Origin of the sequence: Alloalcanivorax sp. C16-2, from assembly GCF_046507615.1 — a bacterium.
Lineage (GTDB): Bacteria > Pseudomonadota > Gammaproteobacteria > Pseudomonadales > Alcanivoracaceae > Alloalcanivorax > Alloalcanivorax marinus_A.
Genome location: NZ_JBKFTL010000001.1, coordinates 659,193 through 680,590 on the forward strand (window position 1 = coordinate 659,193; position 21,398 = coordinate 680,590).

General features: G+C 66.7%; 17 protein-coding genes. 10 read left to right on the plus strand and 7 right to left on the minus strand.

The window, feature by feature from the left end; all coding sequences use genetic code 11:
• Positions 1-4: 4 nt before the first annotated feature.
• The 4 genes from rmf to ACLD02_RS03160 all read right to left on the minus strand — a co-directional run bounded on the left by rmf (position 5) and on the right by ACLD02_RS03160 (position 4,819).
• Entirely contained in the window at positions 5-196 is a 192-nt protein-coding gene (gene rmf, locus ACLD02_RS03145; protein ID WP_203103542.1) for a ribosome modulation factor, read from the minus strand.
• Positions 197-314: 118 nt separating this feature from the next.
• Positions 315-1,883: a glutamate--cysteine ligase gene (gene gshA, locus ACLD02_RS03150; RefSeq protein WP_203103540.1), complete on the minus strand. Its 1,569-nt coding sequence runs from the start codon at positions 1,881-1,883 to the stop codon at positions 315-317.
• Positions 1,884-1,996: 113 nt separating this feature from the next.
• Positions 1,997-4,339, minus strand: a complete 2,343-nt coding sequence (locus ACLD02_RS03155; protein WP_410297917.1) for a Tex family protein — start codon at positions 4,337-4,339, stop codon at positions 1,997-1,999.
• A 117-nt stretch (positions 4,340-4,456) separates the two neighbouring features.
• Entirely contained in the window at positions 4,457-4,819 is a 363-nt protein-coding gene (locus tag ACLD02_RS03160; protein WP_203103536.1) for a PleD family two-component system response regulator, read from the minus strand.
• Positions 4,820-5,008: 189 nt separating this feature from the next.
• Here ACLD02_RS03160 and ompR point away from each other — a divergent pair, with 189 nt between their 5' ends.
• Positions 5,009-5,719 carry a two-component system response regulator OmpR gene (ompR, locus tag ACLD02_RS03165; protein ID WP_203103534.1) on the plus strand — a complete coding sequence of 237 codons (711 nt, stop codon included), beginning with the start codon at positions 5,009-5,011 and terminating at the stop codon, positions 5,717-5,719.
• A 13-nt stretch (positions 5,720-5,732) separates the two neighbouring features.
• Positions 5,733-7,049 (plus strand): ATP-binding protein, encoded by a 1,317-nt coding sequence (locus ACLD02_RS03170; RefSeq protein ID WP_203103524.1) that lies wholly within the window; start codon positions 5,733-5,735, stop codon positions 7,047-7,049.
• A gap of 52 nt (positions 7,050-7,101) precedes the next feature.
• Here the strand turns inward: ACLD02_RS03170 and ACLD02_RS03175 are convergent, their stop codons facing one another.
• A complete protein-coding gene (locus ACLD02_RS03175; protein ID WP_203103522.1) occupies positions 7,102-8,301 on the minus strand; it encodes an MFS transporter in 1,200 nt (399 codons plus the stop codon).
• Positions 8,302-8,498: 197 nt separating this feature from the next.
• Between ACLD02_RS03175 and ACLD02_RS03180 the strand changes: the two genes are divergently transcribed.
• The 3 genes from ACLD02_RS03180 (at position 8,499) to ACLD02_RS03190 (ending at position 12,407) form a co-directional block, all read left to right on the plus strand.
• A complete protein-coding gene (locus ACLD02_RS03180; RefSeq protein ID WP_203103520.1) occupies positions 8,499-9,002 on the plus strand; it encodes a sigma-70 family RNA polymerase sigma factor in 504 nt (167 codons plus the stop codon).
• Between the two features lie 16 nt (positions 9,003-9,018).
• Positions 9,019-9,969: a FecR family protein gene (locus tag ACLD02_RS03185; protein WP_410297918.1), complete on the plus strand. Its 951-nt coding sequence runs from the start codon at positions 9,019-9,021 to the stop codon at positions 9,967-9,969.
• A 62-nt stretch (positions 9,970-10,031) separates the two neighbouring features.
• Positions 10,032-12,407 carry a TonB-dependent receptor domain-containing protein gene (locus ACLD02_RS03190; protein WP_203103516.1) on the plus strand — a complete coding sequence of 792 codons (2,376 nt, stop codon included), beginning with the start codon at positions 10,032-10,034 and terminating at the stop codon, positions 12,405-12,407.
• On the opposite strand, the gene ACLD02_RS03195 is transcribed toward ACLD02_RS03190, so the two are convergent.
• The gene (locus tag ACLD02_RS03195; protein WP_410297919.1) at positions 12,404-14,266 is read right to left on the minus strand and encodes a CocE/NonD family hydrolase; all 1,863 of its coding nucleotides are present in this window, start codon (positions 14,264-14,266) and stop codon (positions 12,404-12,406) included. The two genes, ACLD02_RS03190 and ACLD02_RS03195, sit on opposite strands and share 4 nt — an antisense overlap.
• Positions 14,267-14,622: 356 nt before the next feature.
• Here ACLD02_RS03195 and ilvD point away from each other — a divergent pair, with 356 nt between their 5' ends.
• Complete coding sequence (gene ilvD / locus ACLD02_RS03200) at positions 14,623-16,296, plus strand: dihydroxy-acid dehydratase (protein ID WP_203103512.1); 1,674 nt, start codon at positions 14,623-14,625, stop codon at positions 16,294-16,296.
• Positions 16,297-16,373: 77 nt separating this feature from the next.
• Here the strand turns inward: ilvD and argH are convergent, their stop codons facing one another.
• Positions 16,374-17,765, minus strand: a complete 1,392-nt coding sequence (gene argH, locus ACLD02_RS03205) for an argininosuccinate lyase (RefSeq protein WP_203103510.1) — start codon at positions 17,763-17,765, stop codon at positions 16,374-16,376.
• A gap of 93 nt (positions 17,766-17,858) precedes the next feature.
• Between argH and ACLD02_RS03210 the strand changes: the two genes are divergently transcribed.
• From ACLD02_RS03210 to ACLD02_RS03225, 4 genes are all read left to right on the plus strand, one after another.
• Complete coding sequence (locus tag ACLD02_RS03210) at positions 17,859-18,902, plus strand: sensor histidine kinase (RefSeq protein WP_410297920.1); 1,044 nt, start codon at positions 17,859-17,861, stop codon at positions 18,900-18,902.
• 29 nt (positions 18,903-18,931) lie between these two features.
• A complete protein-coding gene (locus ACLD02_RS03215) occupies positions 18,932-19,675 on the plus strand; it encodes a LytR/AlgR family response regulator transcription factor (protein ID WP_203104531.1) in 744 nt (247 codons plus the stop codon).
• A 72-nt stretch (positions 19,676-19,747) separates the two neighbouring features.
• Positions 19,748-20,683: a hydroxymethylbilane synthase gene (hemC, locus tag ACLD02_RS03220; RefSeq protein WP_410297921.1), complete on the plus strand. Its 936-nt coding sequence runs from the start codon at positions 19,748-19,750 to the stop codon at positions 20,681-20,683.
• Positions 20,680-21,378, plus strand: a complete 699-nt coding sequence (locus ACLD02_RS03225) for a uroporphyrinogen-III synthase (RefSeq protein WP_410297922.1) — start codon at positions 20,680-20,682, stop codon at positions 21,376-21,378. The genes hemC and ACLD02_RS03225 overlap by 4 nt, the downstream gene beginning before the upstream one ends.
• Positions 21,379-21,398 lie beyond the last annotated feature (20 nt).

The window sequence follows — 21,398 nt, forward strand, 5'->3', positions numbered from 1 at the left end:
TGACTCAGACGTCGCGGGACGTGGCGGGTTCCCGGCGATCGCGCCAGGCGGCGGCGCCGGCTTCCCAGCCCTGCACCCACCATTCCATCAAGGCCTCGTCGAGGTAGGGGCACTGATTCACGCGTCCGCCGGCCATGCCCCACATGCAGCCGCGGTTATAGGCCTTCTCGAACGGATCCGACGTCGGCTCGAACATTTCCCCCTCCTTGCCCGGAAAGCGCCGGGCGCGCTGGGAACTCCATGATCGAGACTAGCACCGGAGGGCGTGGCCGCCATGGCCACTCGTTAACATTTTTCGACCCTTTATCCGACCGTCAGCCCTGGAAGTAGGCCTCCAGGTATTGTTCGAAGGGGATCTCCGGGCGCGCTTCGCATTCGGCCTGTTCGGCGAGGCTGGTTTGCGCCGCCTGGCGCAGCCGCTGGTCCACCGCCGGGTCCAGATTCTCGCCCAGGAAGTGATCCCGGTGCGCCAGTGCCTGGTTCATGGCGAAGCGGAAGAAGCCCTGGTCGTGGCTTTCCAGGGTGTCCAGGATGCGTCCGGAAGGGGTGGCGTCCGGGGTGCGGATCTTCTCGCGCTGAACCTCCAGGGCGTGGGCGTAGTCGCTACCGCCGTGGCAGCGGTCGAACAGCTCGGCGATGGGGGTCATCTGGTCGAGTTTCTCCAGGCCCCACTGGCGCAGGGTCACCGCCTTGCCCCAGTTGTCCAGCCGCACGCTGGTGTCACGGCCCTGATAGACCACCCGACGCAGGTTTTCCTTGCTGGCGTTCAGGTCGCAGCGCTCCAGTTGCTGTGATTCGCGCAGCAGGCAGTAGGTGGCGAACAGGTCCAGGAAGCGAATGTCCTGCTGATTGATGCCCACCGGCTCGAACGGGTTCAGATCCAGCGCCCGGATCTCGATGTACTCCACGCCACGCCGCTGCAGTGCCAGGGTGGGCCGTTCGCCTTTGTTAATGGCGCGCTTGGGGCGGATCGAGGAGTAGTACTCGTTCTCGATCTGCAGGATGTTGGCGTTGAGCTGCTGGTAATCGCCGTTGGCGTCGAGCACGCCGAGCTGTTCGTAGGCCGGTTCCGGCGTCTTGATGGCGTGGGTCAGGGTGTCCACGTACTCCTGGAGATTGTTGTAGCTGATCGCCAGGGACGACTGGGCGTTGTTCTGGTAACCCAGGTCACTCATGCGCAGGCTGGTGGCGTTGGGCGTGTACAGGCTGTGGTCGAAACGCTCCAGCAGGTGATGCTCTCGACCGGCCAGGAACGAGGCGCACAGGGCCGGCGAGGCGCCGAACAGGTACACCAGCAGCCAGGAATAACGCTGGAAGTTGCGGGTCAGATCGAAGTAACGCTGGGAAATATGCGCCTGCAGGGGGCGGTCGTCGCCTTCCAGCTCCCGGTTGATGCGCCAGAACTCTTCCGGGAAGGAAAAGTTGTAGTGGATGCCGGCGATGGTCTGCATCTTGCGCCCGTAGCGGTGGCCCAGACCGATACGGTAGATGTGTTTCATGCGGCCCACGTTGGAGCTGCCGTACTCGGCCACCGGCACGTCCTCGTCCTGGCCGATCATGCAGGGCATGGAGTTCACCCACAGCAGTTCGTCGCCAATGTGCCGGTAGGTGTAACGGTGCAGCTGTTCGAGGAATTCGATCGGTCGGCGCAGGCAGGTGGTGGGCGGCGTGATGAATTCCAGCAGTGCCTCGGAATAGTCCGTGGTGATGTACGGGTGGGTCAGCGCCGAGCCCAGTTCCCGGGGGTGTGGCGTGCGCGCCAGGGTGCCCTGCTCGGTGATACGCAGACTTTCCTTCTCGATGCCGCGATGAATGTCCGCCAGGGTGGCGGCGGCGTCCGAGTCCAGCAGGGCCTGGATTCGCTGGCTGAGCATGTCGGTCATGGGCCTTTCCATCTGACCGGCGGCGCCGGGGCGCCGCCAGGGGTTGTGGGCGTGAACAGCCTGTATGGTAGGGCCTGTGCGCGGGAATCGCGATCCGCGCGCGGGCCCGGCGGTCAGCCTCGTTTCTTTTGCTGTTCGAAGGCCTTGGCGAACGCCGCTCCCAGGGCCCCCTGGGATTGCGACTGCTGCTGGCCGCCGCGCTGCTTGCCACCGCCGGAGCGCTGGCCACCCTTGCGGTTGCGCGCGTTGCCCGCCGGCGCGCCGGCGGCTGGCTTGTCCTGGTGGCGGTCATCCAGGCGCATGGTCAGGCTGATGCGCTTGCGCGGCATGTCCACCTCCAGCACCTTCACCTTGACGATGTCGCCGGGCTTGACCACGTCGTGGGGGTCTTCCACGAACTTGTCGGCCAGGGCGGAGACATGCACCAGGCCGTCCTGGTGCACGCCGATGTCCACGAAGGCGCCGAAGTTGGTCACGTTGGTCACCGCGCCTTCCAGCATCATGCCCGGCTTCAGGTCGTTCAGGGTTTCCACCCCTTCCTTGAACTCGGCGGCCTTGAACTCCGGGCGCGGGTCGCGGCCCGGCTTTTCCAGCTCGCTGAGAATGTCGGTGACGGTGGGCAGGCCGAAGGTGTCGTCGGTGAATTCCGCCGGTTTCACGGATTTCAGGAACGGTGCGTCGCCGATCAGGTCCTTGAGCGGACGGCCGTGCTTCTCGGCGATCTTCTCCACCACCGGGTAGGCTTCCGGGTGCACGGAGGAGGCGTCCAGCGGATTCTCGCCGTTCATGATGCGCAGGAAGCCGGCGGCCTGCTCGAAGGTCTTGTCGCCCAGGCGCGGCACCTGCTTGAGGGCGTCGCGGTTATTGAAGGCGCCGTTCTTCTCGCGGAAGCTGACGATGTTGCCGGCGATGGTGGCGTTGAGGCCGGCGATGCGCGCCAGCAACGGCGCGCTGGCGGTGTTCACGTCCACGCCCACGGCGTTCACGCAGTCTTCCACCACCGCGTCCAGGGAACGCGACATCTTCACCTGGCTGACGTCGTGCTGGTACTGGCCCACGCCAATCGATTTGGGATCGATCTTCACCAGCTCGGCGAGCGGGTCCTGCAGGCGGCGGGCGATCGACACCGCGCCCCGGAACGACACGTCCAGATCCGGGAATTCCCGCGCCGCCAGTTCCGAGGCGGAGTACACCGAGGCGCCCGCTTCGGAGACCATGATCTTCTGCATCGCCTGCTTGTCGCGCAGGGCCTTGACCAGCTCGCCGGCCAGCTTGTCGGTTTCGCGGCTGGCGGTGCCATTGCCGATGGCGATCAGGTCCACGCCGTGCTTGGTGCACAGCTTGGCCAGGGTCGCCAGGGACTGGTCCCACTGTTTCCTGGGCTGGTGCGGGAAGATGGTGGTGTGTTCCAGCAGCTTGCCGGTGGCGTCCACCACCACCACCTTGACCCCGGTGCGCAGGCCCGGGTCCAGGCCCATGGTGGCCTTGGGGCCCGCCGGGGAGGCCATCAGCAGGCTCTTCAGGTTACGCGCGAACACCTGGATCGCCTCTTCCTCGGCCAGCTCGCGCACCCGGCCCAGCAGCTCGGTTTCCAGGTGGGTGTTGAGCTTGATCTTCCAGGTCCAGCGCATTACCTCGCCCAGCCAGGCATCGGCGGCGCGGCCCTGGTCCTTCCAGTCCGCCACCTGGGTGACCATGGCCACGCAGGGGTGGGGATCGGCGTTTTCCAGTTCCTCGGGCAGCACCATGGACACATGCAGCACGCCCTCGTTACGGCCACGGAACAGGGCCAGGGCGCGGTGGCTGGGAATTGCCTTAAGCGCTTCGCCGTGTTCGAAGTAATCGCGGAACTTGGCGCCTTCCTCTTCCTTACCGTCCGCCACCCGGGCTTGAATGTGGGCCTGGTCCCACAGCCAGGTGCGCAGCCGGGTGAGCAGCTCGGCGTTTTCGGCGAACTCCTCCATGAGGATCTGCTTGGCACCGTCCAGGGCGTCCTTGGCGGTGGCGATCTTGTGTTCCTCGTTGAGGTAGCCGGCGGCCTCGGTCTCCGGGTCCAGGGTGGGGTCCCCGATCAGCGCCCGCGCCAGCGGTTCCAGGCCCGCCTCCCGGGCGATCTGCGCGCGGGTACGGCGTTTCGGCTTGTACGGCAGGTAAAGATCTTCCAGGCGGGTCTTGGTGTCCGCCTGCTTGATCGCCTTCTCCAGCTCCGGGGTCAGCTTATCCTGCTCGGCGATGCTTTTGAGGATGGTGTCGCGCCGTTCCTCCAGCTCGCGGAGGTAGCGCAGCCGCTCCTCCAGGGTGCGCAGCTGGGTGTCGTCGAGACCGCCGGTCACCTCTTTACGGTAACGGGCGATGAAGGGCACGGTGGCGCCTTCGTCGAGCAGGGCCACGGCGGCCGCCACCTGGCGGGGCTGGGCATTGAGTTCCTGGGCGATGATCTGTTCGATGCTTTCCATGGTGGTTCCTGGCTTGCGCGTGGGCACGTTGCATGCGGGCGCTTCGATACGAAACGACCGGAATCATAGGGAATGACTCCGGTCGTTCATAGATTGACTTGACGGGGTGGGGTGTGGTTATCCCAGCACTTTACCGATCATCGCCGCCAGTTCCGCCTCCTGGGGCGGTTTGACGATGTAGCCCACGGCGCCCTGGCGCTCGCCCCAGACTTTGTCGGTCTCCTGGTCCTTGGTGGTTACCAGGACCACGGGAATGTGGTTCAGATCCTCGTCCTTGGCGATCTTGCGGGTGGCCTGGAAGCCGTTCAGCTCCGGCATCACCACGTCCATGAGAATCAGATCCGGTTGTTCCGCCCGCGCTTGCTCGATGCCTTCCATGCCATTGCTGGCGGTCACCGCCTGATGGCCCTGGCTCTCCACCATCTTCACCAGGTTGGTCAGCTGGGTCGGGGAATCATCGACCACGAGTATTTTTGCCATAGTTCGTTCCTCCACGCCGGGCAATGATAGCAAGGGCGCGGGGTCCCGTAACTTGATGAAAATCGGCACAGATTGCCAATTTGCGTCACGGCCTGGAGCGCGGTGCCGGTAATCTTTCTATACAATCCAGGCTTGCCCGGCGCCCCCCGGGCGCGGTACACCAGCCGGGCGGCAAATCCGAGGAACGTCATGAGCGAACAAGTGGAAAAGATACTGGTAGTGGACGACGACGCGCGCCTGCGTGGTCTGCTGCAGCGGTTTCTGGAAGAGCAGGGTTACGCGGTCAAGGCGGTGGCCGACGCCGAGCAGATGGACCGGGCCCTGTCGCGGGAAATCTATTCCCTGATGGTGCTGGACCTGATGTTGCCCGGCGAGGATGGCCTGTCCATCTGCCGCCGTCTGCGGGACGGCGACAATAACCTGCCGATCATCATGCTCACCGCCAAGGGCGACGACGCCGAGCGCATCGAGGGCCTGGACGCCGGCGCCGACGATTACCTGCCGAAGCCGTTCAACCCCAAGGAATTGAGCGCCCGCATCCGCGCCGTGCTGCGTCGTCATGTGCGCGAGGTGCCCGGCGCGCCCAGCAAGGAGGAATCGGTGGTCGGCTTCGGCCCCTGGACCCTGGATCTGGGCAACCGCACCCTGGCCCGCGATGGCGATCCACAACCGCTCACCACCGGCGAATTCGCGGTGCTCAAGGCGCTGGTGCAGAACCAGCGCGAGCCGCTTACCCGCGACAAGCTGATGAGCCTGGCCCGGGGTCGTGAATGGTCCGCCATGGAGCGTTCCATCGATGTCCAGGTGTCACGCCTGCGCCGTCTTCTTGAAGACGATCCGTCCAAGCCGCGCTATATCCAGACCGTGTGGGGCGTGGGCTATGTGTTCGTGCCGGACTGAGCGCTGAGCCGCCGTGGCCAGCCTGCTGCCAAAAACCGCCTTCACCCGGGCGGCGCTGATCGTCGGTCTGGTGATCGGCGTCAGCCAGGGCGTCACGCTCTGGTTTTTCGCCCGTAACGCCTACCTGCCCGGTATCCGTGAATACGCCCGCCTTACCGCTCTGCAGGCGGAATTGGTGTTCCAGCCTGGAGTGGATGCCTCCCTGGGCGAGCGTCTGGGCGAGACCACCGGCATCCTGCCCGGCACGCCGCCGGACGTGCGCACGCCCCAGACCCTGGTGCTCTCCAAACCGGTGGTGGATCGCTTCCGCCAGGAGCTCTCCGAACGCCTGGGCGAGCACGCCACGGTGCGCCTGGAAGACGACCGGCAGCCGGTCCTGTGGGTCACGGCGCCTTCCTTCGAGGGCGGCTGGCTGCGGGTGCCGATGGCGTTCTTCCGCGATTACGACCGCTATTTGCTGCTTGGCTGGGGGGTGACGGTACCGCTGCTGGCGGTGATCGGCGGCCTGCTGATCGCCCGCAGCCTGAACCGGCCGTTGCGCCGGCTGGGCCGGGTGGCGCTCAAGGTGGGGCGCGGCGAAGCGGTGCCGGTGCTCGACGACCGCACCGGCCCTACCGAGATCCAGGCGGTGAACCGGGCTTTCAACCGCATGACCAGCCAGCTCCAGCAGGCCCAGCGCGACCGGGCCCTGCTGCTGGCCGGGGTGTCCCACGACCTGCGCACGCCGCTCACCCGGCTGCGCCTGTCGGCGGAATTCCTCGACGATGAGGAAATGTCCCAGGGCATCATCGAGGACATCGAGGACATGGACGCCATTCTCGACCAGTTCATCGCCTTCATCCGCGATGGCGCCGATGAACAGCCGGACTACGAGAACCTCAACAGCCTGATCGACGAGGTGGTGGGCAAGTACCCGGCGGAGAAGCTGCGCATCCACCAGCAGGATCTGCCGCGCCTGATGCTCAAGCGGCTCACCGTCAAGCGCATGCTCTCGAACCTGATCACCAATGCGCTGAAGTATGGCGCGCCGCCGGTGGAAATCGACACCGAGGTGGACGACAACGCCCTGCGGCTGACCGTGCGCGACCACGGCAAGGGCGTGCGCGAGGAAGACATCCCGCTGCTGCTGCAGCCGTTTTCCCGGGGAGAAGTGGCGCGCACCCTGTCCGGCAGTGGCCTCGGGCTGGCCATCGTCAAGCGCATCGTCGATATGCACCACGGCGACATGCGCCTGGACAATCACCCGGACGGTGGCCTGCGGGTGCGCATCCGTTTCCCGCTCACCGGCCAGCTGGTGCAACCGGAGCCGCTCTCCGCCGGCGTGCGTTAAAACCTTTCGCGGCTGAAGCCGCTCCTGCAACGGCGCCGTCGTAGGAGCAGCTTCAGCCGCGATCCGCCGACCTCTTCTCCGCCCGGCGCCCGGCCAGGAAAATCAGGATGCCGCCGATCGCAAGAGCCGCGCCCACCAGCCCGGTGCTGGACCACACCGCGCCCTGATCGATCACCAGCCCGGCCAGCCAGGCGCCCAGGGCGTTGGCCAGGTTGAAGGCGGCGTGGTTGAGCGATGCCGCCATGGTCTGAGCGTCGCCGGCCACGTCCATGAGACGGGTCTGGATCGCCGGCCCCAGGGCGATGCTGGTGCCCACCAGACCCACGAACAGCAGCGCCGGCGCCACCCAGTCGGCGACGAAGAAGAACAGTGTCTGCACCACCAGACACCAGGCCAGAATCAGCGGGATGGCGCGGATCAGGTTCCAGTCCGCCACTCGCGCGCCCACCAGGGTGCCCAGCAGGGTGCCGACACCGAAGATCGCCAGCACCAGCGGACCCAGGGCCTCGGCCATGCCGGCCTGCTGGGTGAGGGTGGGCATCACATAGCTGAACACCGCGAACATGCCGCCGAAACCGACGCTGGCGATGCCCAGGGTGAACAACACCTGCTGGTTGGCCAGCGCGCCCAGTTCGCGCAGCGGCGAGGCGTCACGGTCGGCGGGCACGAACGGCACGAACAGCCATACCATCAGCGCGGTGGTGGTGGCGATCACCCCCACCGAGGCGAAGGCCACCGGCCAGCCGAACTGATTGCCGGCCCAGGTGCCCAGGGGCGCGCCGAGCAGAATCGCCACGGTCAGCCCCAGCATCACCCGGGCCACCGCCCGGGCGCGCTGATTGCCGGGCACCGCCGCCGCGGCCACCAGGGCGGCGACGCCGAAATAGGCGCCGTGGGGCAGGCCGGCGATAAAGCGCAGGCCCACGAACGACCAGAAGCCCGGCGCCAGGGCGCTGGCCACGTTGCCCAGCGCGAACAGCAGCATCAGACCGATCAGCAGGGTGCGTTTGGGCACCCGCGCCGCCAGGCAGGAGATCAGCGGCGCGCCTACCACCACGCCCAGGGCGTAGCTGCTGATCGCGTAGCCGACCCTCTGCGGGTCCACCGCCAGGTTGTCGGCGATCGGGTTCATCAACCCCATGATCACGAATTCGGTGGTGCCGATGGCGAAGCCGCCCAGGGCCAGGGCCAGTTCGGCGAGACGGGGGTGCGAAGCGACGGCGGGGGTATCCGCGTCGGTGGAAGAAGACATGCGCAAGCTCCGGACCGTGGGTAACGGGGAGAAAAGAGAAGGGGCGATCAGCCCGAAAAGGCGGATTCTCCCAGAAAGGGGTGAACAAACGAAGTGGGTTTTGTCTATCGCCGCCATCCATGGAGGCGAACTCAGCGTTTGCGAATGAATCTCATTTGTGCAAGCATTCCGGGATCGTTTCCCTGGCTGACGCACCCATGACCGTGGCTTCCCACAGCAACGTGCAATCCCTGTACACCGATCACTGCGGGTGGTTGCGGGCCCTGTTGTACCGGCGCCTGGGTTGTCGGGACACCGCCGCGGATCTGTCCCAGGATGTGTTCGTGCGCCTGCTGCTGAAGCCGGCCGGCACCTCGCCCCGGGAGCCCCGGGCGTTTCTGGCGAGCATCGCTCACGGTCTGGTGGTCGATCACCATCGTCGCCGGGCGGTGGAGCAGGCCTGGCGGGAAACGCTGGCGGTGCTGCCGGCGGAGAACCAGCCATCGCCGGAAGAGTATTGGGAAATCGTGGATGCGCTGGCCCGTCTGGATGCGCTGTTGGAGCACCTGCGCCCGCGCGCGCGTACCGTCTTTCTGATGGCCAAGCTCGATGGCCTCACCTACCCGGCCATCGCCGAGCGGCTGTCGGTATCCCTGAGCACCGTGGAAAAGGACATGGCGCTGGCGCTGCGGCACTGTTACCGGGTCCTGATGGGCGGTTGAGCGCCCGATCACCGCCATGAATCGCCACGACGACCTTCCCCCGGCCATCATCGAAGCCGCCATCCACTGGTCGGTGACGATGGCCTCGGGCACCGCCGACGCGGCCCAGCGCCGTGACTACCAGCACTGGCTGGACGCCGACGAACGCCATCGCCGCGCCGCCGAGCGTTTGGGCGCCATCGACGACGAGGTGCGTGGCGCGCGGCGGGCCGGCCTCCCGGTCACCGATACCCTGGATCATCTGCAACGCCGCCGGCGGCGCCGGCGCGGTCTGGGCGGTGGCCTGCTGGTCCTGGTGCTGGTGGCGGTGGGTCTGGTGGGTGGCGATGTATCGCGCCTGAGCCGGGATTATGTCACCGGCACCGGGGAGCAACAGCGCCTGCGTCTGCCCGGCGGCACCCGGGTGGTGCTCAACGCGGATACCGCCCTGGACGTGCTGGCCGGGGAAGGGAGGCCCACCCTGCGGCTGCACGCCGGCGAGATTCTGGTGGATTCCGAAGCCGCCGCCGTGGCGGACAAGCCCCGCGTGGTCACCGATGACGGTCGGCTGGATGCCCTGGGCACCCGTTTCCAGGTGTCCGCGGGCGGCTCGGGCACGGGGCTCACGGTATTGCAGGGCCGGGTCGCGGTGCATGCCGCCGGCGGCGAGTCTCTGGGCGAGGTGCGCCCCGGTCGGGGCTGGCGCCTGGCGGACGGCACGTTGGCGCCGGGCACCACGGGGCTGCGCGCCGGAAGTTGGGAAGACGGCGTGGTGGAGGCCCGGGACGCGCCCCTGGCCGAGGTGCTTAAGGCGCTGGGGCATTATCGCGCCGGCTGGCTTGGCTACGACCAGGCCGTCGCCGGCCTTAAGGTCACCGGTGTGTTCCAGCTCAACGATACCGACGCCGCCCTGGACGCCATCGCCCAGAGCCTGCCGGTGCGCGTGGTGCACCGTACCCGGTGGTGGGTGCGCGTGGAGAAAAAATAATTTACGGGTTCCGGGTGTCTGGTTCGGCATGGAAGTAAAGACACCATCAGGGGACGACCTTCATGCCTATCTCCACTCCTTCCGGCTGGCGGGCCACCTGCCGCCGGCTGTTGCTTCCTGTTTGCCTGGCCGCGCCGCTGGCGCTACCGGTCGCGGTGGCGGCGCAGAGCGCCGTGGACAGCCGCCATGCCACCCATGACTTCGCGATCCCGGCCGGGCCCCTGGCCGATGCACTGGCGAGTCTGGCCCGCCAGGCCGGCCTGACCATGTCGGCGTCGCCGGCGCTGCTGGACGGGCGCCAGGCCTCCGCCGTGCAAGGCCGATATGGCGTTCAGGATGCCCTCGACCGGATGCTCGCCGGCACCGGCCTGCGTTACCGCTTCACCGGCGACAACAGCTTCGTTCTGGAGCCGGCTCCGGCGCCACGGGCGGCGGTGCTTGGCCCGGTAAAGGTGTACGGCGCCAAGACCACCACCCAGCTTGAGGACACCACCGCCAGTGTCGGCGTGGTCACCAGCGAGGAGATCGAGCAGGGCGAGATCGGCAGCTTCCGGGATGCCTTCCGTACCCTGGGCAACGTCATGGATGGCGACTGGCCGGACGCCGGCTTCGTGATCCGGGGCATCAATTCCGAAGGCCTGACACCGGGCGGCGATCCGCTCGCCAGCCTCTATGTGGACGGCGCCCGGCAGACCGTCAACGGCGCCCGGCGCGGTGCCCGGGGGCTGTGGGACGTGGAACAGGTGGAAGTCTATCGCGGCCCGCAGTCCACGCTCACCGGTCGCGCCGCTCTGGCCGGCGCCGTCTATGTGAAAACCAAGGACCCGACCTTCGAGCCGGAATCACGAGTGCGCCTGGCCGGTGGTTCCATGAAGACCCGGGAAGCGGCGGTGATGAACAGCGGCCCGCTGATCGATGACGAGCTGGCGTATCGTTTCTCCGCCGAGTATCACACCAGCGAGAACGACATCCATTACCCCACCTACGAGTCGTTCAAGCGCTACGATGACTTCATCGAGGATGAGTACTATCAACTGCGCGGCAAGCTGCTGTGGCTGCCGGAGGCGCTGCCCGATACCAATGCCCTGCTGAGCTATTCGTTCTCCCATGATTCGCCCTATGTGGACGACATCGGTGGCCCGCAACTGGGCTTCGATTACGATGACCGGCGCGGCGACTTCAACACCCCGGTGTTCGTCGAGGCGCGCGAGGCGGAGACCCACAATCTGTCGCTGGAGATCACCCATGCCCTGGGCGCCGATCTGACCCTGACCTCATTGACCGCCTGGTCGGATACCGACATGGACCGTCCCTCGGTGAACGAGGGCACCGCCGGCGAGACCAACGTGATGCGCGGCGACAGTCAGCAGAGCATCATCAGCCAGGAACTGCGCGCCAACTACGACCGGGATCGCTGGCGCTGGGTGTCCGGCCTGTACGCGGCCCGTGAAGAGGATCGGGGGCGCTACGCGCGGCCGGATTATTTCGGTAATTCCGACGTCAGCCGCACCGGGCGGGATCTGGATAACCTGGCTCTGTTCGGGGAGGCGGGGTATCGCTTCAAGCCGGGCTGGGAGGCGGTGCTGGGGGGGCGCGTCGATTATACCTCGGTGGACGAAAATGCCTTCTTCGCCCGCAATGGCGGCGTGGTCACCGATGATCGCACCTCCCACAGCAACACGGTGTTCCTGCCCAAGATGGCGCTGATCCGTACCCTGGCGCCCATGCACACCCTGGGCTTCACGGTGCAGAAAGGCTATCGCTCCGGTGGTGCCGGCATTCAGCGCAGCAGCAACACCGAGTACCGCTACGACGACGAGCAGACCTGGACCTACGAGCTGTCCTACAAGGGCGTGGCGCTGGACCGGCGCTTGCAGTTGTCCGCCAACCTGTTCTACACCGACTGGAGCGACCAGCAGGTCGGGGTGCTGGCCACCCCCGGGGACTCCACCTCCCGGCGCGTCACCAACGCCGGTGAATCGTCCCTCAAAGGCTTCGAGCTGGAAGGCCGCTATCGATTCAACCCGCGCTGGTCCGGGTTCGCGTCCATCGGCTATGTGGACACGGAATTCGACGAGTTCGTCGACAACAGCCTGGGCGATCTGAGCGGCCTGCCGTTCCCGGAAGCGCCGGAATGGAACGCGGCCCTGGGCGCTTTCTACCAGCATCCGCGCGGTTTCTTCGCCGGCGCCGATGCCAAGTACGTGTCCCGCTACCTGGCCCGCTTTGGCGCCGACCCGCAGGAATACGTGGATGGTTACACGGTCACCAACGCGCGGCTCGGTCTGCGCGCCGATGGCTGGACCGTGACGCTGTACTCGGAGAACGTGTTCGAGCGTGATTACTACGTCTACAACGACCGCAACACCAGCGGCGACGTGGCCGCGACCCTGGGGCCGCGGCGCGTCACCGCCTTGAGCGTGGAAATGGAGTTCTAGCCGGCCGGCACCAGCGGGATGTTCACCCGCGACGGCATTGCCGGCGTGCTGTACACGGTGAGCGCGCCGAGCAGACCGCGCAGCAGATCCGGAACCGGGCTCAGACCATGGGGCAGGTCGCTGGCGCCGACGCTCACGCGCAGCCTGTGGCCAGCGGGGATCACGGCGCTGGTGGGGAACACCTCCACGTCGGCGCGGAACGGTCGCAGCGGCCGGATTTCCTGGCCACTGCGGGCGGTGAAGGGATGCCAAGGCTGCACCAGCTTGCCATTCATGAAGCGCGAGCGCAGCGGGTCGAACTCGCTCATGGAGGCCATCTGGATGCCGTTGGTGAGTTCCCTGGAGAGGCCGTTCGGGTCCACCACGCTGACGCGCACCACCACATTGGTGTCCAGGCCGGTGGTGGAAGCCCAGATCTGACCGCCAATGGGGCCGTTGATGACCATGTCCTCTTCCAGCGGCTCGCTGGTGTAGACCGCCTCCAGCAACTCCGACAGGTTGTTCTGCTCGCTGCAGGGCGGTGTGATCAGGCCGAGCACGCCGGCGGTCCACTGGCTGGCGCTGGCCGAACACAGGCCGTTGAGCGGCGTTTGCAGCAGCGAGGTTTGCGCGCCGTCCGCCCCCGGCGCCTGGCGGTCCAGAGCGCCGAACAGGGGCAGGCCAGGCTGGCCGTGCAAGTAGAACACCTCGGCGCGGGCTTGCGGATGCGGCCAGTCCTTGGCGGTGCGGTAATGTTCCTCACCGGTGTGGTACTGAGTCACCGGCGGGAAGCGTTCGGCGCCGGTGTCCATGCCCTTCAGATAGTGGTCGAACCAGGCCAGGCGGATGTTGGCCAGCGCCGGCACGCCGTCGGCGGGCAGCCCGGCGCCGCTGGAGCCGTCCAGATGTTCCCAGGGGCCGATCAGCAGCTTGCTGTCGGTGCCGTTGTTCTTCAGCGCCTCGTAAATCAGAGGCTCGCCCCGTTGAAAGATGTCGCGCAGTCCACCTACCACGAAGGTCGGCGCCTTGATCCGGTCGATCCGTTCCAGCGGTGAACGGGCCCGCCAGAACTCAGTGTTGTACTTGTGCTCGTCGCCGAGCAGGGCGCCGCCCACCACCGGAACCGGAAACTCGGTGAGGGTGCCGGTAAGGTGGTCGAGCAGCGTTTCCAGATAGTAAAGCGGCTGGTCGTTATCCAGGCCCACCGGCGTGGGCACCAGCCCCAGGCCGGTGACCAGGGCCACCCACAAGGGAATGAAACCGGCGTTGATCTGGCCGCCCTGGAACACGATGTCCCGGTAGGCGTCGCCCATTGGCACGATGGCGAAGATGGCGTCCACGCCCGCCGGGCGCTGGGCGCCGGCGAGCAGGCCGGTGATGCCCATGTAGGAGGCGCCGTTCATGCCCAGGGTGCCGTTGCTCCAGGGTTGGGCATCGATGTAATCGAGCAGTTCGCCGATGTCCTCGTGGTCGGTTTCCCCGAACGCCTGCCAGGTGCCTTCCGAGGCGCCGGTGCCGCGCAGGTCGGCGATGATGTAGGCGTAACCGCGCTTGACCAGATAGGGATCGGCGGCGCCGATCAGTCCCAGTGCCTGGTTGTAGCCGGTGAAGGTGGCCACCACCGGGAAGGGGCCCGGCGCCGGGTTGCCGTCCTCGTCGGCGGGCAGGGTCACCGAGGCGGACAGCCGGATGCCGTCGCGCAGGGTGATCAGCTGTTGCGGCAGGGTGACGGTGTTGGGGTATTCCTCGGGGCGGTCGTAGGGGGCGTCCCAGTCCAGGTTTACCGGCTCCGGTTCTGGTTCCGGCTCCGGTTCCGGTTCCAGGGGGCCGCCCGTGCCGCCGCCGCCGCCGTCATTGCCGCCGGCGTTGGGTGTTTCCACGGTTGATCCGCCCCCGGAGGCGGAGCCCCCTCCGCCGCCGCCACAGGCGGTCAGAACGAGTATCAGGGAAGCGAGCAAACAGAAAAACGGCAGGCGTCGACGCACCGGCGGGGTCAGTAGCATGGTTGGATCTCCGGATATTGTTGGACGTAGAGGAGTGGTCCAGAGGATCGCTCAGGGTAAGCGGGAGAACGGGCCGGTTCTGTTGCGCGGTGGTGCGCAACGGTGAAGAAAAAAGACCTTTTCTTGTCATCGTGTAAAGCATCGCGCGGGTCTGAACGCGGGCCCCGGGCTGGTATGCTGGGTGGCCGAGTTTCGATACGCGCCAGGGCGCGTCCATCCAGCAGGAGAAGTTCATGAGCGAGGACAAACGGCGCCGTTATTCCGCCCCCGTGGTGGATGGCCTGGGCAAGGCGCCCAGCCGTGCCATGCTGCGCGCCACCGGTTTCACCGACGAGGATTTCCAGAAACCCCAGGTCGGTATCGCCTCCACCTGGAGCCGGGTGACGCCCTGTAACATGCACATCGACGGCCTGGCGGACGAGGCAGGCCGAGGCGCCGACGGCGCCGGCGGCAAGAGCGTGATCTTCAACACCATCACCGTGTCCGACGGCATCGCCAATGGCACCGAGGGCATGAAGTATTCGCTGGTGTCCCGGGAAGTGATCGCCGATTCCATTGAGACCGTGGCCGGCTGCGAGGGCTTCGACGGCCTGGTGGCCATCGGTGGCTGCGACAAGAACATGCCCGGCTGCCTGATGGGCCTGGCGCGGCTCAACCGGCCCTCGGTGTTCGTCTACGGTGGCACCATCAAGCCGGGCAAGAACCACACCGATCTGGTGTCCGTGTTCGAGGCGGTGGGCGCCCACGCCAAGGGCGACAAGTCACTGATCGAAGTGAAGCAGGTGGAAGAAGAGGCGATCCCCGGGCCGGGTTCGTGCGGTGGCATGTACACCGCCAACACCATGGCCAGTGCCATTGAGGCCCTGGGCATGAGTCTGCCGGGCAGTTCCGCCCAAAACGCCGAGGACAACGACAAGCTGGAGGACTGCCGCGCCGCCGGCGCCGCCGTGCTGGAATTGCTCGAGCGGGATATCAAGCCCCGCGACATCCTCACCCGGGAAGCGTTCGAGAACGCCATCACCGTGGTCATCGCCCTGGGCGGCTCCACCAACGCCGTGCTGCACCTGCTGGCCCTGGCGCACACCGTGGACGTACCCCTGTCCCTGGAGGATTTCACGCGCATCGGCCAACGCGTGCCGGTGCTGGCGGACCTGCGCCCCAGCGGCCACTACATGATGAGTGAACTGGTGGCCATCGGCGGTATCCAGCCGTTGATGAAGACCCTGCTCGACGCCGGCCTGCTGCACGGCGGTTGCCTCACCGTCACCGGCAATACTCTGGCGGAAAACCTGGCCACCGTGGCGCCCTATCCGGAACAGCAGGACATCATTCACGCCCTGGACAACCCGATCAAAAAGGACAGCCACCTGCGCATTCTGTACGGCAACCTGGCGCCCACCGGCGCGGTGGCCAAGATCACCGGCAAGGAAGGCACCTTCTTCAAGGGCACCGCCCGGGTGTTCCACTCCGAGGAAGAGGCCACCGACCGCATCATGGACGGCACCGTCACCGCCGGTGACGTGCTGGTGATTCGTTATGAAGGGCCCCGGGGTGGTCCGGGCATGCGGGAAATGCTGACCCCCACCTCGGCGATCATGGGCCGGGGTCTGGGCAACGACGTGGCGCTGATCACCGACGGCCGCTTCTCTGGCGGCAGCCACGGTTTCGTGGTCGGGCACGTGACCCCGGAGGCTCAGGAAGGCGGGCCCATCGCCCTGGTGGAAACCGGCGACGAGATCGTCATCGACGCCGAGGCGGACACCATCACCCTGAACGTGGACGACGCCGAGTTCGAGCGCCGCCGGGCGGCCTGGACCGCGCCGTCGCCGCGCTACACCCGGGGCGTTTTGTCCAAATACGCCAGGACCGTCAGCTCCGCCTCCCTGGGCGCCATCACCGACGGCTGATCCCGGGGTGCCGGGCAGCGTTCCGCTTCAGTCGCGATCCGCGCATGCTGAATCGCGACTGAAGCCGCTCCTACGGTTCAGGCGTTCACTACTTTCCGGCCCCGCGCCACGGCGGCCCGCACCTGATCCGGGGCGGTGCCGCCGATGTGGTTGCGGGCGCTCACCGAGCCTTCCAGGGTCAGTACCTCGAACACATCGTCGTCGATCTGGTCGCTGAACTGGCGCAGCTCCGACAGGGACATCTCGCTGAGGTCCTTTTTCTTGTCCACGCCGTAGGCCACCGCCTTGCCGACAATCTCGTGGGAGTCGCGGAAGGCAATGCCCTTGCGCACAAGATAGTCGGCCAGGTCGGTGGCGGTGGCGAAGCCGCGGCGGGCGGCTTCGCGCATCACTTCGCGGTTCGGTTCCAGGGCCGGGATCATGTCGGCGAAGGCGCGCAGGCAGCCGGCCAGGGTGTCCACCGCGTCGTAAAGCGGTTCCTTGTCTTCCTGGTTGTCCTTGTTGTAAGCCAGCGGCTGGCTTTTCATCAGGGTCAGCAGGGCGATCAGGTGGCCGTTGACGCGGCCGGTCTTGCCACGCACCAGCTCGGGCACGTCCGGGTTCTTTTTCTGCGGCATGATCGAGCTGCCGGTGCAGAAGCGGTCGGGCAGGTCGATAAAGTTGAACTGGGCGCTGGTCCACAGCACCAGCTCCTCGCTGATCCGCGACAGGTGAGTAACGCACAACGCGGTCAGGGCGCAGAATTCGATGGCGAAGTCCCGGTCGCTGACCGCGTCCAGGGAGTTCTCGCAGACGCCGTCGAAACCGAGCAGCTCACAGGTGCGTTCGCGCAGGATCGGGTAGGTGGTGCCGGCCAGGGCAGCGGCGCCCAGGGGCATGCGGTTGACCCGTTTGCGGCAATCGCGCAGGCGCTCGCGGTCGCGCTTGAGCATTTCGAACCAGGCCAGCAGGTGGTGGCCGAAGGTCACCGGCTGGGCGGTCTGTAAATGGGTGAAGCCGGGCATGATGGTGGCCGCTTCGCGCTCCGCCAGATCCAGCAGGCCGGTCATCAGGCGGGTCATCTCGCCGTCGATCAGGTCGATCTCGTCGCGCAGCCACAGGCGGATGTCGGTGGCCACCTGGTCGTTGCGGGAACGGCCGGTGTGCAGCTTTTTGCCGGTGATGCCGATCTTGTCGGTGAGCCGTGCCTCGATGTTCATGTGCACGTCTTCCAGGGCCACGGACCACTGGAAGTCCCCGGCCTCGATCTCGGCGCGGATCTCGTCCAGCCCCTGGATAATGGCGTCGCGCTCGTCGTTGGTGAGCACGCCGGCCTCGGCGAGCATGGTGGCGTGGGCCTGGGAACCCTGGATATCCTGCCGGTACATGCGCTGGTCGAAACCGACGCTGGCGGTGAATTCCTGCACGAAGGCATCGGTGGATTCACTGAAGCGGCCGCCCCAGAGTTGGTTTTGCTGCTGATCACTCATCTCGTTGCTCGCGTCCGGCGCTGAATTGACGGGGCGCGCAGTATAGCACCGCCGGACGGTGGTATCGTAGGCGGTAAAACGATAAGTGACGCCATGACCGAACCGCGAGCCAACGTTTTCCTGCCCAACCTGTGCACCACCCGCGCCGTGCTGGTGGTGGTGGTGGTCTCCGAGCTGATGGCCATCGTCATCACCCTGGTGGCGGGCTACTTCGAGCCGTTCGGGATCGAGCGGCTGGCGCTTACTTCCCTGTTTATCCAGTGGGTGGGGCTGACCTCGGCGGGGTTGGTGTGCCACCTGCGCGACCGTCTCAATCGCTTGCCCTCGGCCTGGTCGGCGCTGGCGGTGGTGGGCCTGGTGGTGCTCGACACCCTGGTGTTCAGCCTGCTGGCGCGTGGGTTGCTGGGCTGGGCCTCCGACGGCGCGGCGGTGGGGGCACTGTGGCACTGGGACATCCTCTCCAACGTGCTGATCGCGGCCATCGTCGCCGGCCTGATCATGCGTTACTTCTACGTGCAGGAGCAGTTGCGCCTCAAGGAGCGCGCCGAGCTGCGCTCGCGCATTCAGGCGCTGCAGTCGCGCATTCGTCCCCATTTTCTGTTCAATTCCATGAACATCATCGCCAGCCTGGTGCGGGTCGATCCGGACGCCGCCGAACAGGCCGTGGAGGACCTGTCGCGGCTGTTCCGCGCCAGCCTCAGGGACTCCTCCGACCACCAGGTGACCCTGGCCGAGGAATTGTCGCTGTGCGAGCGTTACGCGCGCATCGAAAGCCTGCGTCTGGGGGAGCGGCTGCGAGTCGAATGGCGGGTGGACCTGGACCCCGAAAACGTGTTTCTGCCGCTTTTGACGTTGCAGCCCTTGCTGGAAAATGCGATCTATCACGGTATCCAACCCCTGGCCGAGGGGGGCGTGGTTACCGTTCACGCCCGCCAGGAGGGGGCCCGGGTGATGATCGGGGTGCGTAATCCGCGCCCCGATCACGGCAGCGACCACCGGGGCAACCGCATGGCGCTGGACAACATCCGGCACCGGCTCGAGGCGCTGTACGGCGCCGCCGTGCGGGTGGAGGCGATGGACGAACAACAATACTACGAGGTCCGGATCAGTTATCCGTCCGGCGAACGGCCCGGCTAGAGGGGAAGGCGATGGAGGACGTAGCCAAGATGAAGGTGCTGGTGTGCGACGATGAAGCGCTCGCCCGCCTGCGACTTAAACGGCTGGTGGAACTGGCCCACATGGAGGTCACCGGAGAAGCCGCCAGCGGCCGTGAAGCGGTGGAATGCGCCGGTCGCACGCGCCCGGACGTGGTGCTCATGGATATCCGCATGCCGGACATGGATGGCCTGGAAGCGGCCGCCCATCTGCAGAAGATGGAGCACCCGCCGGCGGTGATTTTCTGCACCGCCTACGACGAGCACGCCTTGCAGGCGTTCCGTGTGCACGCGGTGGATTACCTGCTCAAGCCGGTCAACGCCGACGATCTCAACCGGGCCCTGCGCAAGACCCGCTCCCTGAACCGGGTGCAGGTGGCGGAGATGAGCCACAAGCTGCTGGTCAACCGGCCACGCCGCCGCCGTCATCTGAGCGCCCGTACCCACCGCGGTCTGGAGGTGGTGCCGATCGAGGAGGTGCGCTATTTCCAGGCCGACCAGAAATACGTGGCGGTGCATTTCGGTGGCGGTTATGTGCTCATCGACGAGCCGCTCAAGGCGCTGGAAGAGGAATTCGAGGATCTGTTCGTGCGCATTCACCGCAGCACCCTGGCCTCGATGCACTACATCGAGAGCCTGGAGTGCTCGCCCCAGGGGCACTTCGAGGTGCACCTGCGTGGTGTCGAGGAGCCGCTGCCGGTGAGCCGGCGGCACATGGCCGGTTTGCGCAAGGCTCTTACCGGCAAGAAAAAATAGCCGCGCCGGCGTTCGGCGAAGCATCGCCTTTTCCATTACAATCCGGCTTCCATTCGTCGTTCCGGAGCTTCCATGTCCGCCGAGATCCTGCGCATCGCCACCCGTTCCAGTCCCCTTGCCGTCTGGCAGGCGGAATACGTGCAAAAACGGCTGGAAGCCCTGCACCCGGGTTTGCGCGTGGAACTGGTGCGCATCAAGACCCAGGGCGACAAGATTCTCGATACCCCCTTGGCCAAGATCGGTGGCAAGGGCCTGTTCGTGAAGGAGCTGGAAGAGGCGATGATGGACGGCCGCGCCGACATCGCCGTGCATTCCATGAAGGACGTGCCCATGGAACTGCCCGAGGGCATGGCGCTGCCGGTGATCTGTGAGCGTGAGGACCCCCGCGACGCCTTCGTTTCCAACCACCATGAATCGCTGATGGCGTTGCCGGAAGGCGCTCGTCTGGGTACCTCCAGCCTGCGCCGTCAGGCCCAGGTGCTGGCCAACCGGCCGGACCTGCGTGTGTCCAGTCTGCGCGGCAATGTGCAGACCCGCCTGGGCAAGCTCGACGACGGCCAGTTCGACGCCATCATCCTGGCTTCCGCCGGCCTCAAGCGGCTGGAAATGCATGAGCGCATTCGCTACGACATGCCGCCGGAGGAGTCCCTGCCGGCGGTGGGGCAAGGCGCCGTGGGCATCGAGTGCCGTGATGGTGACGCGCGTACCATCGAGCTGCTGACTCCGCTCAGTGATCCGCGGACCTGGGACCGGGTCACCGCCGAGCGCGCCATGAACCGGCGGCTGGAAGGCGGCTGTCAGGTGCCCATCGCCGGTTTTGCCCTGCTCGAGGATGACGGCCGCCTGTGGCTGCGCGGCCTGGTGGCCAGCGAGGACGGCAAGACGGTGCTGCGCGCCGAGGATCGCGCCCCCCGGGAACAGGCCGTCGAGCTCGGCCGAAGCATCGCCGAGGCCCTGCTGGAGCAGGGTGCCGACCGCATTCTCCAGGATCTCTACGACCGGGCATGAGCCGGGTTCTGATCACCCGTCCCGCCGGCCAGGGCGAGGCGCTCGCGGCGCGGCTGCGCGCCGCCGGCCATGACGTCGAGCTGGTGCCGGCGCTGCGCATCGAGCCGCTGCCGCTGGCCGACGAGCACCGGCGCCGGCTGCTGGATCTCGACCTTTACCACGCGGTCTTCTTCGTCAGCGCCAACGCCGCCCATCACGCCCTCGCGGCGATGGCGGACCTCTGGCCGCAGTGGCCGGTGGGGCTGCACTGGCTGGCGGTGGGTGAATCCACCGCGGCGGTTATCCGCCAGGCCGGCCTGACACCGGCATACCCGCGTAGCGGGTTCAACTCCGAGGCGGTGCTGGCGTTGCCGTGCCTGGCGGAGGTGAGGGACCGGCGCATTCTGATTTGCCGTGGTGATGGCGGCCGCGACTGGCTGGCCGCGCGCCTGCGCGAACGGGGTGCCACCGTGGACGTGATACCGTTCTACCGGCGCCTTCCCGACCCGCGCCGGCACTGTCCCGACGGCATCGATACGGTGATGATCACCAGCGTCGAAGGCTGGCGGGCCCTGGCCGACCGGATCGCGGCGGACATCATGGTGATCGCCGCCGGCGATCGAGTGGCCGCCGCCGTGGCCGCCAGCCACGCCGGGCCGGTGATCACCGCCGCCAGTGCCCACGACTCGGACATGCTGGCGGCCTTGCCCGGCTAGACGCGCCGGGTCGCGCTCAT

Bases quoted from the DNA above. Each gene is read 5' to 3' on its own strand.
- rmf (WP_203103542.1), bottom strand. From the start codon at position 196: ATGTTCGAGCCGACGTCGGATCCGTTCGAGAAGGCCTATAACCGCGGC.
- gshA (WP_203103540.1), bottom strand. From the start codon at position 1,883: ATGACCGACATGCTCAGCCAGCGAATCCAGGCCCTGCTGGACTCGGAC.
- ACLD02_RS03155 (WP_410297917.1), bottom strand. From the start codon at position 4,339: ATGGAAAGCATCGAACAGATCATCGCCCAGGAACTCAATGCCCAGCCC.
- ACLD02_RS03160 (WP_203103536.1), bottom strand. From the start codon at position 4,819: ATGGCAAAAATACTCGTGGTCGATGATTCCCCGACCCAGCTGACCAAC.
- ompR (WP_203103534.1), top strand. From the start codon at position 5,009: ATGAGCGAACAAGTGGAAAAGATACTGGTAGTGGACGACGACGCGCGC.
- ACLD02_RS03175 (WP_203103522.1), bottom strand. From the start codon at position 8,301: ATGTCTTCTTCCACCGACGCGGATACCCCCGCCGTCGCTTCGCACCCC.
- ACLD02_RS03180 (WP_203103520.1), top strand. From the start codon at position 8,499: ATGACCGTGGCTTCCCACAGCAACGTGCAATCCCTGTACACCGATCAC.
- ACLD02_RS03185 (WP_410297918.1), top strand. From the start codon at position 9,019: ATGAATCGCCACGACGACCTTCCCCCGGCCATCATCGAAGCCGCCATC.
- ACLD02_RS03190 (WP_203103516.1), top strand. From the start codon at position 10,032: ATGCCTATCTCCACTCCTTCCGGCTGGCGGGCCACCTGCCGCCGGCTG.
- ilvD (WP_203103512.1), top strand. From the start codon at position 14,623: ATGAGCGAGGACAAACGGCGCCGTTATTCCGCCCCCGTGGTGGATGGC.
- argH (WP_203103510.1), bottom strand. From the start codon at position 17,765: ATGAGTGATCAGCAGCAAAACCAACTCTGGGGCGGCCGCTTCAGTGAA.
- ACLD02_RS03210 (WP_410297920.1), top strand. From the start codon at position 17,859: ATGACCGAACCGCGAGCCAACGTTTTCCTGCCCAACCTGTGCACCACC.
- ACLD02_RS03215 (WP_203104531.1), top strand. From the start codon at position 18,932: ATGAAGGTGCTGGTGTGCGACGATGAAGCGCTCGCCCGCCTGCGACTT.
- hemC (WP_410297921.1), top strand. From the start codon at position 19,748: ATGTCCGCCGAGATCCTGCGCATCGCCACCCGTTCCAGTCCCCTTGCC.
- ACLD02_RS03225 (WP_410297922.1), top strand. From the start codon at position 20,680: ATGAGCCGGGTTCTGATCACCCGTCCCGCCGGCCAGGGCGAGGCGCTC.